At 70.4% G+C, this 14,192-nt stretch carries 13 protein-coding genes; 4 read left to right on the top strand and 9 right to left on the bottom strand.

The features are described from left to right. Window positions 1-269: 269 nt before the first annotated feature. The gene (locus LQ222_RS20845) at window positions 270-1,295 is read right to left on the bottom strand and encodes a polyprenyl synthetase family protein (RefSeq protein ID WP_230168774.1); all 1,026 of its coding nucleotides are present in this window, start codon (window positions 1,293-1,295) and stop codon (window positions 270-272) included. A gap of 87 nt (window positions 1,296-1,382) precedes the next feature. Here LQ222_RS20845 and LQ222_RS20840 point away from each other — a divergent pair, with 87 nt between their 5' ends. Next, a complete protein-coding gene (locus tag LQ222_RS20840; protein ID WP_230168773.1) occupies window positions 1,383-1,595 on the top strand; it encodes a DUF2007 domain-containing protein in 213 nt (70 codons plus the stop codon). Then, window positions 1,592-2,311, top strand: coding sequence for a tRNA1(Val) (adenine(37)-N6)-methyltransferase (locus LQ222_RS20835; protein WP_230168772.1), 720 nt, complete (start codon window positions 1,592-1,594; stop codon window positions 2,309-2,311). Before LQ222_RS20840 ends, LQ222_RS20835 begins: the two co-directional genes overlap by 4 nt. 118 nt (window positions 2,312-2,429) lie before the next feature. Here LQ222_RS20835 and LQ222_RS20830 read toward each other — a convergent pair whose 3' ends face one another. The 6 genes from LQ222_RS20830 to LQ222_RS20805 form a co-directional block, all read right to left on the bottom strand. Continuing rightward, window positions 2,430-2,702 carry a hypothetical protein gene (locus LQ222_RS20830; RefSeq protein ID WP_374202181.1) on the bottom strand — a complete coding sequence of 91 codons (273 nt, stop codon included), beginning with the start codon at window positions 2,700-2,702 and terminating at the stop codon, window positions 2,430-2,432. 110 nt (window positions 2,703-2,812) lie between these two features. Then, complete coding sequence (locus LQ222_RS20825; RefSeq protein WP_230168770.1) at window positions 2,813-3,487, bottom strand: SCO family protein; 675 nt, start codon at window positions 3,485-3,487, stop codon at window positions 2,813-2,815. Between the two features lie 118 nt (window positions 3,488-3,605). After that, window positions 3,606-4,658, bottom strand: a complete 1,053-nt coding sequence (locus LQ222_RS20820) for a ribonucleotide-diphosphate reductase subunit beta (protein ID WP_230168769.1) — start codon at window positions 4,656-4,658, stop codon at window positions 3,606-3,608. 335 nt (window positions 4,659-4,993) lie between these two features. Beyond that, window positions 4,994-5,959, bottom strand: coding sequence for a tripartite tricarboxylate transporter substrate binding protein (locus LQ222_RS20815; RefSeq protein WP_230168768.1), 966 nt, complete (start codon window positions 5,957-5,959; stop codon window positions 4,994-4,996). Window positions 5,960-6,314: 355 nt separating this feature from the next. Continuing rightward, window positions 6,315-7,151: an alpha/beta fold hydrolase gene (locus tag LQ222_RS20810; RefSeq protein WP_230168767.1), complete on the bottom strand. Its 837-nt coding sequence runs from the start codon at window positions 7,149-7,151 to the stop codon at window positions 6,315-6,317. Window positions 7,152-7,317: 166 nt separating this feature from the next. Next, window positions 7,318-9,195 (bottom strand): ribonucleoside-diphosphate reductase subunit alpha, encoded by a 1,878-nt coding sequence (locus LQ222_RS20805; protein ID WP_230168776.1) that lies wholly within the window; start codon window positions 9,193-9,195, stop codon window positions 7,318-7,320. Between the two features lie 335 nt (window positions 9,196-9,530). On the opposite strand from LQ222_RS20805, the gene LQ222_RS20800 reads away from it, so the two are divergent. Continuing rightward, entirely contained in the window at window positions 9,531-10,514 is a 984-nt protein-coding gene (locus tag LQ222_RS20800; protein WP_230168766.1) for a tripartite tricarboxylate transporter substrate binding protein, read from the top strand. Between the two features lie 7 nt (window positions 10,515-10,521). Here LQ222_RS20800 and LQ222_RS20795 read toward each other — a convergent pair whose 3' ends face one another. Continuing rightward, window positions 10,522-11,478, bottom strand: coding sequence for a LysR family transcriptional regulator (locus LQ222_RS20795; RefSeq protein ID WP_230168765.1), 957 nt, complete (start codon window positions 11,476-11,478; stop codon window positions 10,522-10,524). A gap of 99 nt (window positions 11,479-11,577) precedes the next feature. On the opposite strand from LQ222_RS20795, the gene LQ222_RS20790 reads away from it, so the two are divergent. Continuing rightward, entirely contained in the window at window positions 11,578-12,540 is a 963-nt protein-coding gene (locus LQ222_RS20790) for a tripartite tricarboxylate transporter substrate binding protein (RefSeq protein WP_230168764.1), read from the top strand. A gap of 3 nt (window positions 12,541-12,543) precedes the next feature. On the opposite strand, the gene LQ222_RS20785 is transcribed toward LQ222_RS20790, so the two are convergent. Then, window positions 12,544-14,157, bottom strand: coding sequence for an FAD-dependent oxidoreductase (locus LQ222_RS20785; protein WP_305800029.1), 1,614 nt, complete (start codon window positions 14,155-14,157; stop codon window positions 12,544-12,546). Between the last annotated feature and the right edge of the window lie 35 nt (window positions 14,158-14,192).

Here is a 14,192-nt window from a genome sequence, read left to right as displayed (position 1 = left end):
CGCCCTCATCGCCTGCCTGCGCCGCCTGCTCACCATCCTCAACGCGATCATCAAGGCGCAACGTCCATGGCAAAACGCTTGACCCGCAAGACGGTCGCTCTGGACACCAATACCTGATCGGGGGATTTGGGGAGGGGCATGGTGTGCCCTTCCCAACGGCACCACTGACGATGCCCCTCCCCAAATTCCCCGATTAAAGTCACGGGATCCAAGGGCCTTAAGCCCTTGGTGGGGGAGGTCCGGAGGGGGCAAAGCCCTCTCCGGCGGCGCTACCGTGCCCGCTCTATGCAGAACGCCACCACATCCGCCAGCGCGCGCCGTTCCGGCGTGTCCGGGAAGCCCGACAGGGCGGCGAGCGCCTGGTCACCGTAGGTGCGGGCGCGGGTGATGGTGTCGGCCAGGGCGTTGTGGCGGGTGATGAGGGTTTGGGCGTGGGCCAGGTCGGTGTCGGATTGGTCGCGGTCTTCCAGGCAGCGGCGCCAGAAGATGCGGTCTTCGTCGGTGCCGCGGGCGAAGGCGAGCAGGATGGGCAGGGTGATCTTGCCCTCGCGGAAGTCGTCGCCGACGGTCTTGCCGAGCGCTTCCTGGTCGGCGCTGTAGTCGAGCGCGTCGTCCACCAGCTGGAAGGCGACGCCGAGCGCCATGCCGTAGTCGCGCAGCGCGGCCTGGCGGGCGGGCGGTTCGCCGGCGATGACCGCGCCGACCTCGGTGGCGGCGGCGAACAGCGCGGCGGTCTTGCCTTCGATGACCGCGAGGTACTGCGCCTCGGTCGTGGTGGTGTCGTTCTGCGTCATCAGCTGCAGGACTTCGCCTTCCGCGATCGTGGCGGAGGCCGCGGAGAGGATGCGCATCACTTCCAGCGACCCGTCGGCGACCATCACCTGGAAGGCGCGGGAGAACAGGAAGTCGCCCACCAGCACCGACGACTTGTTGCCGAACAGCGCATTCGCCGAGGCCTGGCCGCGGCGCAGCGCGGATTCGTCCACCACGTCGTCGTGCAGCAGCGTGGCGGTGTGGATGAATTCGATGCAGGCGGCGAGGGTCGCGTGGCGGTCGCCGCGGTAGCCGCACATGCGCGCGGCCGCGATCGTCAGCAGCGGGCGCAGCCGCTTGCCGCCGGCGGCGACGATGTACGCCGCGACCTGCGGGATCAGCGCGACGTCGCTCTCCATCCGCGCGATGATGACGCGGTTGCAGGCTTCGAGGTCGTCGGCGACCAGGCGTGTCAGCGTGGTCAGCGCGTCCTCGCCCCGCGGCGCCGGCGGGGCGACAAGCGGCGTGGCGGCAGCACTCACCCTTGCACTTCTCCTGATGTGGCGGGCACCATAGTCAGCGCCTGCCGGTGCGGCAAGCGTTGGAAAAACAAGGGATTGGGACTTGCGATGCGGGTTGTCGCCACCACCACGGACCCGGTGCGCCTGTCCTTCCTGCGCGTGCTGCTGGCCGATGCCGGGATCGATACGCTGGTGCTCGACGCGCATATCAGCGCGATCGAGGGCGGCATCGGCGCGTTTCCGCGGCGGCTTGCGGTCGCGACCGATGACGAAGCGCGCGCGCGCGCCGTGCTGACGGAGGCCGGCGAGGAGACCGCGTGAGCGAGACCTCGGACGACCGGTTGCTCGGCGGGCGCGTGCTGCTGCGCCAGCCGGTGCGGGGGTTTCGCGCCGGGCTCGATGCGGTACTGCTGGCGGCCTTCGTGCCCGCCGCGCCGGGCCAGCGCGTGCTGGAAGCGGGGTGCGGCAGCGGCGCGGTGTTCCTGTGCCTGGCGGCCCGCGTGCCGGGGCTGTCGGTGACGGCGATCGAGCGCGAAGCGGCGATGGCGGCGCTGGCGCGCGGCAATGCCGCGGCGAATGGCGTGGCCGCCGAGGTCATCGAGGGCGATGTCGCGACGGTGCGCGGCATGGCTCCGTGCGACCACGCCTTCGCCAATCCGCCGTATTGGCCGGGTGGCACGCCCCCGCCTGGCGCCGTGCGGCGGGCGGCGACGCATGAGGGCGGGGCGGGACTCGCTCAGTGGGCGGGCTTCCTGGCGGCATCGTTGCGCGCGGGCGGCACGGCGAGCCTGGTCCTGCCGGCGGCGCGCTTCGATGCGGGGGTCGCGGCGCTGCGTGCGGCGGGATGCGGTTCGGTCACGCTGCTGCCGGTGGCGCCGCGCGCCGGGGCGCCGGCGAAGCGCGTGCTGGTGCGGGCGCGGCGCGGCGGGCGGGGGCCGGCGCGCCTGCTCGCGCCGCTGGTGCTGCACGCGGCGGACGGCGCCTTCACCGCGGCCGCGCAGGCGGTGCTGCGCGACGGCGCGGCGCTGGAGGCATAGGGCGGATCGCGCCGCGGCGGACCGACCTGGGCGGCTGGACGCTCACGCCACGCGGGCGGCAAGGTCCAGGATGATCACGTGTCGTGATCCTTGGATGGCGCAGCGGCGGGCGCCGCCGCTACTGGTCCTTCACTTCCGGATGACGCAGCAGCCACAGGCGTTCATGCGCCGCGACCAGGCTCTCGAGGTTCTTGCGGCGATTGGTGTCGGGCGATGCCGGACGGCGCGTGAGCATCATTTCGAGGATGCGCAACAGGTCCTCCGCCACCTCGAAATCGCCCTGGTCGCAGGCGTGGTGGAAGGCGATCAGGATCTTGTCGGACAGCCTGCGCGTGTGGCGCGGCGCCGGCGCATTGCCGCGGCCGCCCTCCAGACCTGCCCCATCGTCCATGTCGTCAGACATTCAAATCCTCCGCCGCCGCACACTCCCTTGGCCCGGCCTGAGCGCGGGTTCGGCCGGCGGACCATACCGCCGGGGGGCGGGTTGCGGAACCCTGTGTCTCATAAAGCGCGAAGTTGCGATGTGATCGCGGCAGCAATCGCCTCTGGTGTCGTTTCGGGACGAAACAGGCTTCGCACGCGACCATCCGGGCCGACGAAATAGATGAAGGAGGAGTGGTCCATCAGGTAGTCGGTCGAATCGCGCGGCCTGACGCGGGCGTAATACACGCGATACGCGCGGGCCGCGGCGGCCACCTGCTCGGCGCTGCCGGTCAGGCCGATCATGCGCGGATGGAAGCGCGAGACGTAGTCGGCGAGGGCGGCGGGCGTGTCGCGCTCCGGGTCGATCGTCACCAGGATCGGGGTGACGCGCTCGCCCGCCGGCCCCATGGCGTCGAGCGCGGCGGCGATGGTGCCGAGTTCGGTCGGGCAGACATCCGGGCAATAGGTGAAGCCGAAATAGACCAGCAGCGGGCGGCCGGCGAAATCGCGATCGGTCACGGTGCGGCCGGTGTGGTCGACCAGGGTGAAGGGCCCGCCGAGCGAGACGCCCTGGGCGAGTTGGATGCCCCCGGCCGAGGGTGCGGGCATGTCGCCCCCGGTCAGCCTGGCGATGCTGCGCAGGAAGGCGTCCGACACGGATTCGCCTGGACCGCGCCCAAACCAGGCCGCCCCCCAGGCCCCGCCGATCAGCAGCACGAGCAGGACCGAGACAATCTGGATGATACGGGTCATGCCCCGCACATAGGCCGGGGCACCCGCCCCCGGCAAGACCTGCGCCAAGTATCGGTTTCCAAAGGCCTTTCGGCCTTTGGCGGGGTGGTCCGGAGGGGCGGCGCCCCTCCGCTGCGCGTCAGTGCCGGACGCCCTCGATGGCCCCTTCGGGCTGCGGCGAGGAGAAGACGCTGTCCGCGAAGGCTTCTTCCCATGTCCCGCCGGTGCTGGCCTTGGAGTATTCGGTGGCGCGGTTCTCGAAGAAGTTGGTGTGCTCGACCGCGTTCAGCATTTCATCGAGCCAGGGCAGCGGGTTCTTCTCGATGTTGTAGAGGGGTTCGAGGCCCAGCTGCTGCAGCCGCCGGTCGGCGATGAAGCGGATGTATTCCTTGGTCTGCTTCGCATCGAGGCCCTGCACGCCGCCCAGTTCGAAGGCCAGGTCGATGAAGGCGTCCTCGTGCTCCACGATGGTGGCGCAGATCAGGTAAAGGTCGCGCTTCAGCTCGGCCGTCCAGATCTCCGGGTTTTCCTGCACGAAGGTGCGGAACAGGCGGATCACGGACAGGCAGTGCAGCGTCTCGTCGCGCACCGACCAGGACACGATCTGCCCCATGCCCTTCATCTTGTTGAAGCGCGGGAAGTTCATCAGGATCGCGAAGGAGGCAAAGAGCTGCAGGCCTTCGGTGAAGGCGCCGAAGGCGGCGAGCGTCTTGGCGATCTCGGTCTTGGATTCGACCGAGAAGGTCTGCATGTAGTCGTACTTGTCCTTCATCTCCTTGTACTTGAGGAAGGCCGTGTACTCGATTTCCGGCATGCCGATGGTGTCAAGCAGGTGGCTGTAGGCGGCGATGTGGATCGTCTCGGTGTTTGAGAAGGCAGACATCATCATCAGCACTTCGGTCGGCTTGAACACCTGGGAATACTGCTTCATGTAGCAGTTGTTCACCTCGACATCGGCCTGGGTGAAGAAGCGGAAGATCTGCGTCAGCAGGTTCCGCTCGGATTCCGTCAGGTTCTTCTGCCAATCCTTGACGTCATCAGCCAGCGGGACTTCCTCGGGCAGCCAATGGATGCGCTGCTGCGTCAGCCAGGCATCATAGGCCCAGGGATAGCGGAACGGCTTGTAGACCGGATTCGACGTCAGAAGGTCGAAGCGGATCGGCAGTTCATCGGTCGCAATGCCATCGGCCATAGGTCATCCCCCGCAAGTGCTCGTGACGCCGCTTTTACCACGACTGGTGGTCGCAGCAATGGGCAGACGCAAGATGTTGTGGTGCGCGGCAGGGGCGCAAGGGGCGCAGCAGGGAGGGCTTTGCCCTCCCCGGACCCCTCCCACCAAGGGCTTAAGGCCCTTGGAACCCTCGACTTGATCGGGTGGTTGGGGGAAGGGCATGGTGCGCCGGTGGCGTTGGTCGCACCGACGATGCCCCTCCCCCAACCACCCGATTAAAACCCCGCGGTCCAGGGGGCCGTCGCCCCCTGGTGGGGGAGGTCCGGAGGGGGCCAAGCCCCCTCCGCCAGCGCCCCCTACTCCACCCTGATCCCCGCTTCCCGCGCAATCACCGCGTTCTCCGCCAGTTCGCGGCGGATTCGCGCGTCGAACACCTCCGGCCCCTCGGCGAGGATGACGCCGCCGGAGTCGACGATTCGCCGCCCGATCGTCGTATCCCGCAGCAGCCCGATCACGTCACGCGCCACGCGATCGACGATCGGCCGCGCCAACCCCTTCGGCCCGACGAACCCGTACCACGGGCTGGTGTCCGGAATGCCCATGCCGAGTTCATCGAGCGTGGGCACGCCTGGCAGCACTTCCGCCCGGTTCGGCCCGCCGATCGCGAGGGCGCGCAGCTGCCCCTCCCGCGCCAGCCCGATCGCGCCCGACAGCGTGCTGAAGGTCGCGGCGACGCGGCCGGCGACGACCTCCTGCAGGGCCGGGGCGGCGCCGCGGAAGGCGACGATGGTGGGCTCGATGCCGACCTTGCGGCGGAACATCTCGGTGGCGAAGTGGCCGGACGAGCCGTTGCCCGAGGTGCCGAAGCTCATGCCCGGGTCGCGCTTCGCGGCGGCCACCAGCTCCTGCGCGGTGCGGATGGGGCTGCCGCGCCCCACGAACAGCACGGTGGGCGAGGCATACAGATTCACGATCGGCGTGAAGTCGGCCAGCGTGTCGTAGGGCAGCCGCGCATAGACGGCGGCGTTGGAGGCATGGGTGCTGGCCGCGAGGAACAGCGTGTAGCCATCGGCAGGCGATCGCGCGACGGCTTCCGACGCGATGATCTGGCTGGCGCCGGCGCGGTTCTCGATGACCAGGGGCTGGCCCCACAGCCGCCCGAGCGGGTCCTGGAGCAGCCGGCCGCCGAAATCGGTCGGCCCGCCGGCGGGGTAGCCGATAATGAGGCGGACCGGTTTCTCCGGCCAGGGGGCCTGGGCGCGGGCATGGCTGGCCGCCACCAGGCCGGCCGAGGTGAGCGCAAGGCTGCGCCGTGTGATCATCCGCTTCGTCTCCCGTGTCGTGGCCTGAGCGGCCGCGTTGCGGGAAGGCTAGAGCAGAAAGCGTTCGGATGGAATCATCTGAACGCGTGAAGATGCTCTGAAAACAACAGGCTAGAGCCTGCGAAGTGAGCGCGAGCGAACGCAGCATGCTCCAGCAGCGGAGTCCGATCGGATGAAATCCTCTGGTCGGATGAGGATGCGCGTGAAAGCCGCGGCTGATGGGCCGGGAAGGAAGGCCGCGGGACGTCCGAATCCGGACACCGGATAGCGTGGTGGCGCACCGGGCCGTGCGCAGGGCGGCCGCGGCGCACGACGGACGGTGTCGATGCGCCATCGACACCGCCGCGCCGCCGGGTCAGGCGCGGATGAAGGCCAGCAGGTCCGCGTTCACGACATCCGCATGGGTGGTGCACAGCCCGTGCGGCAGGCCTGCATAGACCTTCAGCACGGCGCCCTTCACCAGCTTCGCCGACAGCAGCGCCGAATCGGCGATCGGCACGATCTGGTCGTCATCGCCATGCATCACCAGCGTGGGCACCGATACGGCCTTCAGGTCCTCGGTGAAGTCGGTTTCCGAGAAGGCCTTGATGCCGTCGTAATGCGCCTTGGCGCCGCCCATCATGCCCTGGCGCCACCAGTTCTGGATGACGCCTTCGGCCGGCGTGGCGCCTGGCCGGTTGTAGCCATAGAAGGGGCCGGCCGGGACATCGCGGAAGAATTGCGCGCGGTTGGCGGCAAGCGCGGCGCGGAAGCCGTCGAACACCTCGATCGGCAGCCCGCCCGGGTTGGCCGCGGTCTTGAGCATGATCGGCGGCACCGCGCCGATCAGCACCAGCTTCGCCACGCGACCCTGCGGCTGGCCGTGCTGCACGGTGTAGTGCAGCGCCTCCCCGCCGCCGGTCGAATGGCCGATATGGACGGCGTTGCGCAGGTCGAGCTTCTGCATCACGGCGGCGGCGTCGGCCGCGTAGTGGTCCATGTCGTGGCCGTCGCCCGCCTGGGTCGAACGGCCATGCCCGCGGCGGTCATGCGCCACCACGCGGAAGCCCTGGTGCAGGAAGAACAGCAGCTGGGCGTCCCAATCGTCGGCGCTGAGCGGCCAGCCGTGGTGGAACACGATCGGTTGGGCGTCCTTCGGCCCCCAATCCTTGTAGAAGATCTCAAGGCCGTCGGTGGTGGTGGCGAAGGGCATGCATCGTCCTTTCCTGCGCAGGCAAACAAGGTCTGTCGACACCATGCCTTGTGCCGGCAACCCGCGCGAGACGATGTGAAGCTTCGGCGAACCCGATGCGGCGGCGCGCCCGCTCCGGGCACCGCCGCTCAGGGCCGGGCGGGCGCTGCCGCCAGGCGCCAGGCCCTCACTGGCAGGCCAGGCATTCCTCGTAGTTGTTGGAATTCCCCGCCGCCCCCGACGCCGCGGAGGCCGCCATCGGCATCTGTGCCTCCCCGCCGGTCGGCACATGCGCCGCCATGATATCGCCCTGGCCCACCACCTTCTCGCTGATGGTGTCGGCGCGCTGGATCGACAGCGAGCGGCAGTAGTACAGCGACTTCACGCCCTTCTTCCACGCGGTCAGGTGGATCTGGTGCAGGTCGCGCTTGTGGACATTGGCCGGCAGGAACAGGTTCACCGACTGCGACTGGCAGATATAGGGCGTGCGGTCGGCCGCGTGCTCGATCACCCAGCGCTGGTCCAGTTCGAAGGCGGTCTTGAACACCGCCTTCTCCTGTTCATCCAGGAAGTCGAGGTGCTGGACCGAGCCCTTGGTCACGGTCACCGACGTCCAGGTCTCGTCATCGTCGCGCCCGTGCTTGGCCAGCAGCTTCTGCAGGTACGGGTTGCGGACGATGAACGACCCCGACAGCGTCTTGTGATTGTAGACATTGGCCGCGATGGGTTCGATGCCCGGGCTCGCGCCGCCGCAGATGATGCTGATCGACGCCGTCGGCGCGATCGCGATCTTGTTCGAGAACCGCTCCATGAAGCCGTATTCGGCGGCGTCGGGGCACGGGCCGCGCTCCTCCGCCAGCAGGCGGGAGGCGCGGTCGGCCTGCTCCCGCACATGCTTGAACATCTTCTTGTTCCACACCTTCGCCACCACGGATTCGAAGGGCACGTTCATCATCTGCAGGAAGGAATGGAACCCCATCACGCCGAGGCCCACGGAGCGTTCGCGCATGGCGGAATACTTCGCCCGCGCCATCGAATCGGGCGCGGTGTCGATGAAGGACTGCAGCACGTTGTCCAGGAAGCGCATCACGTCCGGGATGAAGTTCGCGTCATCCTTCCACTCGAACCAGGTCTCGCAATTCAGCGAGGACAGGCAGCACACCGCGGTGCGCTGTTCGCCATGCTGGTCGAGCCCGGTCGGCAGCGTGATCTCGGAACACAGGTTCGAGGTCTTGACCTCAAGCCCCGCGAGCTTGTGGTGCTCCGGCCGCGCGCGGTTCACGTGGTCGGAATAGATGATGTAGGGCTCGCCCGTCTCGATGCGGGCGGTGAGGATGCGGATCCACAGCGACCGCGCCGAGACCTTGCGCATCAGCGCCCCGTCCTTGGGCGAGACCAGCGCCCAGTCCTCATCGGCCTCGACCGCGCGCATGAAGGCGTCCGACAGCAGCACGCCGTGGTGCAGGTTCAGCGCCTTGCGGTTCGGGTCACCGCCGGTCGGGCGGCGCATTTCGAGGAATTCCTCGATCTCCGGGTGGTTCACCGGCAGGTAGCAGGCGGCCGACCCGCGCCGCAGCGAACCCTGCGAAATCGCCAGCGTCAGGCTGTCCATCACGCGGATGAACGGGATCACGCCCGAGGTCTTGCCGTTGCGCCCGACCTTCTCGCCGATGCCGCGCAGGTTGCCCCAGTACGACCCGATCCCGCCCCCCTTGGCGGCGAGCCAGACATTCTCGTTCCACAGCCCGACGATGCCATCGAGGCTGTCGGAGGCCTCGTTCAGGAAGCAGGAGATCGGCAGTCCGCGAGTCGTGCCGCCATTGGACAGCACGGGCGTGGCGGGCATGAACCACAGGCGCGAGATGTAGTCGTAGATGCGCTGGGCATGCGCGGCGTCATCGCCATAGGCGGACGCCACCCGCGCGAACAGGTCCTGGTAGGACTCGCCCGGCAGCAGATAGCGGTCATCCAGCGTGGCCTTGCCGAAATCGGTCAGCAGCGCGTCGCGCGACCGGTCGATGCGGACCTGGCCATGCCCTTCGAGCTGCACCGCGGCATCGAACATCGCCGGCTGCGGATCCGACTGGGTCACGTTACGCACGGTATCGCCAAGCTGCGCTGCGTCGAACACGGATACACCCCCTGAACCACTATTCCCCTGGCCCACATGGTGCGGCCGAGGGGCGACAGAACACAAGATGTAGTCTTGCCACAGTCCGAGCACCACCACATCGGGTGGCAAAGAGACCCCTTGCCAAGAGTCCCCAGCCTGTCACAGCCAGCAACATGTTCCCGTTTCGTTCAGCATCGCGCGCCGCCCCGCCCCCCGCAAGTCCAGACTTTTCCACAGGCGCGAAGCAGCGCACCCTGCCACGCCACATGCCCGGACAAGACCCCGTGATGACCCCCCTCCGCCGCCGCGCCCTGCTCGCCGCCCCGCTCCTGCCCGCCCTCGCCCGCCCCGCGCTTGGCCAGGGCGCCTGGCCGACGCGCCCGATCCGCATCGTCATCCCCTTCGGCACCGGGGGCGGCACCGACATCACCACGCGCCTGCTGGCGCCCAAGCTCGCGGAGATCCTTGGCCAGCCCGTGGTGCTGGAGAACCGGCCCGGCGCCGGCGGCGTGGTCGGCACGGACTACGTGGCCAAGCTGCCGCCCACCGGCGATGTCTTCGTGCTCTCGACCCTGTCGCCGATCGGCCTGGCGCGCGGCCTGCCGGCACCGGTGCCCTTCGATGCGCGGCGCGACCTGGTGGCGATCGCCCCCACCGTCTTCGTGCCCATCGCCATGGCGATCACCACGCGCAACTTCGCCCCGCGCACGGCCGCCGAATTCGTCGCCGCGCTGCGCGCCAATCCCGGGCGCTACCAGTACGGGTCGTCGGGAATCGGCACCTCGGGGCACATCGCTTCGGCCAGCTTCTGCATCCGCACCGGCACCGACGCGGTCCACGTGCCCTATCGCGGCGGCGGGCAGGTCTTCACGGCGCTGACCGCCGGGGAGATCCAATTCTGCTCGGACATCCCCTCGATCCTGAAGGGCTTCCAGGAAGGCGGCACGGCGCGCGTGATCTTCGTCGCGACCGACCGGCGATCCTCCCTGCTGCCCGAGGTGCCGACCGCGGCCGAGGCCGGCATCCAGGGCTACAAGGCCTATTCCTGGTATGGCTTCTTCGCCCCCGCCGGCACGCCGCAGCCGATCGTGGACCGCATGGCGGCGGCGACCGAACAGGCACTGTCCGACCCCGCCATCTCCGGCCGCTTCGAGGAAATGGGCACCCCGGCGATGCGCGGCTACACGCCGGCACGCTTCGCGCAATTCGTGCGCGAGGAGATCGATCTGTGGGAGCCCGAGGTGCGCGGACTCGGCATCCGCGCGGAATAGCAGCCCATCAGGACATCGCGTCGACCCCGGGCATGTGCGGCGCGCTCTCGCGCAGCACATCGAGGAAGGCGCGCACCGGCCCCGGCATGTAGCGGCGCCTGAGCGTCAGCGCCGCGATCGCCCCGGCCGGGTCCTCCACCGTGATGTCCAGCGCGCGCAGGAACCCCGTGCTGGTCGGGTGGTGCAGCATGTTGCGCGGCAGGATCGACAGCCACGGCCCGCCGGCGATCAGCGCGAGGCGCATCGCGATCGACACCGTCACCACCTGCGCGCGCGGCACATCCAGCCCCTCGCGCGCGAAGGCCGCCACCACCAGCCGGTCGAGGAAGGTGCCGGGCGGCGACAGCGTCCAGGGCTCGTGCGTCACGTCAGCCAGGCGCAGCCCGCGGCGGCGCAACAACGGATTGCCGCGATCCGCCACCACCACCAGCGGCACGCGATACAGCCAGTCGGCGGCGATGTCCTCGGCCGCCGCCTCGCCCGCCCCGGCACGCGTCACCACCACATCCAGCCGCCGGGCCCGCAGCGCGGCCACCAGCGTGCCGGTATCGGCAATGGCGATGTCGAAGGCCACGCGCGGGCGTTCGGCCGCCAGGCGGCGGATCGCCTCGGCCACGGTGAAGGTCATGGGTTCGGTGGTGCCGATGCGCACCTCGCCCGCCATCGGGTCGGCGATATGCGCCAGGTCGCGCTCCGCCTGGCCGAGCTCGTCGAGCATCGCCCGGGCGCGGTCCGCCAGCGCCTCGCCGAAGGCGGTCGGGCGCACGCCGCGCGCATCGCGCTCCAGCAGCGGCACGCCGAGGGTCGCCTCCATCTCGCTCATGGCCTTGGACACGGCGGGCTGCGTGAGCGCCAGGCGCTGCGCGGCACGGGCCATGCTGCCGGCGTCGATCACCGTCAGCAGCGCATCGAGGTCCTTCAGGCGCAGCCGACGCGCCAAGCGGGAGGCGGTGCTGGCATCCAAGACCTATTCCCTCCGGTTTGATCTCCCCAACAAGAAACGAATTCTAGTTTCAACCGCAAGCCCGCATGATCCGCCCGTCACGCAAAAGGGGCCACGCCCATGCCAAGCCGCCGCAGCCTGATCGCCGCCCTCGCCGCCCTGCCCGTCGCCCATCCCGGCCTTGCCCGCGGCGACACGGCGCCGCTGCGCATCGTGTTCCCCTTCGCCGCCGGGGGTGCGGCGGATGCCGTGGCGCGGCTGCTCGCCGAACGGCTTGCCACGACCCTCGGCCGGCCCGCGATCGTCGAGAACCGCACCGGCGCCGGCGGCCGCATCGGCGCGCAGGCGGTGCGCGCCGCCGCCCCGGATGGTGCGACGCTGCTGCTGGCCGCGGCGGCGCAGATGGTGCTCCAGCCCCATACCGACCCGGCGATCGGCTACGACCCGGTCGCCGATTTCCGCCCCGTGGCGCAGCTCATGCGCTTCGGCCAGGTGGTCGCGATCGGGCCTGACAATCCGGCGCGCGACGTGGCCGGCCTGCTCGCCTGGTATCGCGACAACCCCGCGCGGCGATCCTTCGGGTCGCCCGGCATCGGCACGGGCGCGCATTTCGCCGGGCTCGAGATCGGGCGCCTCGGCGGCGTGCCGCTGGAACATGTCGCCTATCGCGGCACGCCGGCGGCGATCCCCGACCTGCAATCGGGGCGGCTGGCGATGTTCGTCGCCTCGGTCGCCGAATTCCGCGACCACGCGGCGGCCGGGCGCGTGCGCCTGATCGCCAGCACCGAGGCGGCGCGCAGCGCGGCGACGCGCGACATCCCGACGCTGCGCGAACAGGGCATCGACGTGGTGGCGCCGGGCTGGTTCGCGCTCTATGCGCCGGCCGGCACGCCGGATGCGGTGGTGGCGCGCCTCGCCGCCGCGGTGGCCGAGGCGATCGGACCCGGCGGCCTCGGCGCGCGCATCGCCGCCATGGGCTTCGAGCCCTCCGGCGCCGGGCCCGACACGGTCGCCGCGGCGCAGCGCGAGGACTCCGCCCGCTGGGCCGCGATGGTGCGCGCCAGCGGCTTCCGCCCGGCCTGATCTTCAGTTCCGCCGCGCCAGCCGCATCCCCGCGATGTAGCCCCAGGCCATGCAGGGCCCGATCGTCGTGCCGGTGCCCACGTTGCGCGACCCGATCGGGTTCGCCATGGCCAGCCCGGCGGCGAACAGCCCGGCGATCACGCTGCCATCCGGGCGCAGCACCTCGGCATGTTCGTTGGTCCGCGCGCCACCCTTGGTGCCGAGGATCGACCGGCTGAGCGGCATCGCCAGGAAGGGCGGGCGGGCGATCGGCTCGATGCCCGCGCGGCGGCGCTTGTCGCCGGCGGCGGCGGGATCGGGGCGCGCCGGGCGGCCGAATTCGGTGTCGGCGCCATCGCGCGCCGCGGCGTTGAAGCGCGCCACGCTGGCCTCCAGCACGGCGGGCGGCAGGCCGATCAGCCCGGCCAGGGTGGCGATGTCGCCGGCCTGGCGCAGCCAGCGCGGATCCGCCTTCGCCGCCCAGCGCGCCGGCGGCAGCCTGTCGAGCAGCACCGAATCGGCGATCAGCCAGCACGGCAGGTGAACCGGATCACCGGTCGCCGGGTCGCGCGCATCCAGCGCCTCGCCGATGTTGAAGATGAGCTCGTTGACGAAGCGCACGCCATGCCGGTTGACCAGCATGGCGTTGGGCTCGGTGTGGAATGGCACCGGCTGGGCCAGCAGGTGCCCGCCATAGGCCACCGGCACCGAGGGCGCGATGGTCGCCTGGTCCATGCGCGCCAGCGCCGCGCCGGCAGCCTGCGCCATGCGCTGGCCGTCGCCCTCATGCGCGGCCGGGCTGCCGAGGTAGTCGACCGGCCCGGGAAAATGCCTCGCCAGCAGCCCGGCATCCCATTCGAAGCCGCCGGTCGCCAGCACCACGCCGCGGGTCGCCTGCCAGACCTGCCGCCCGCCGGCGCGTTCCACCACCGCGCCGGTCACGCACCCCGCCGCATCCTGCGTCAGTTCCACCGCCCGGGCCGACAGCACCACCTCCACCCCGGCATCGAGGCAGCCGCGCAGCAGCCCGGTCACCAGCGCCGTGCCCTTGCCCCGCGCATTGGCCAGGTAGCGCCACAGCAGCCGCGGCCACAGCGACAACGCCGTGCGGTAGGGCTTGTGGTACAGGTCGGTGGTCACTGCCTCGTGGTAGGTGAAGATCTCCGGGATGGTGGACCGCCGGATGCGGAAGGCGAATCGCCCGGCCCGCCAGCGGCTCAACGCGCGGGGGCTGAGCATCCGCCCGACCGCCTTGTGCCCCGGCAGGCCGCGCAGCGGGTCGGGCTCCGGCGTCAGGGCGAAGCGCAGCGGCGTGCTGGATTCCACGAAGCGCAGCATGTCGGGCGCCGCCTGCACGAAGGCCTGCCACAGCGGGTCTTCCTCGGCCGCCCAGCCCTCCGGCGCGGCGGCGCGGATGTAGTCCAGCGCCTCGGCCCGGCTGTCGGCGATCCCGGCGGCCTCCGCATGGTGGTTCGCCGGGATCCAGGTGCCGGCGCCCGACATGGCGCTGGTGCCGCCCAGCCGGTCGGTCTTCTCCAGCACCGTCACGCGCAGGCCCTGCCGCGCCGCGGTCAGCGCCGCGACCAGCCCTGCCGCGCCCGAGCCCAGCACCAGCACATCCGTCGTCTGCGATGTCATGGCTGCGTCATCGCGCCACCGCGCCGCCGGGGCAA

Source organism: Roseomonas sp. CECT 9278 (genome assembly GCF_918698155.1).
In the GTDB taxonomy this organism is placed as follows: domain Bacteria; phylum Pseudomonadota; class Alphaproteobacteria; order Acetobacterales; family Acetobacteraceae; genus Neoroseomonas.
Note: the sequence above shows the minus strand (reverse complement) of the source record. Positions and strands in the feature narration are given on the sequence as shown.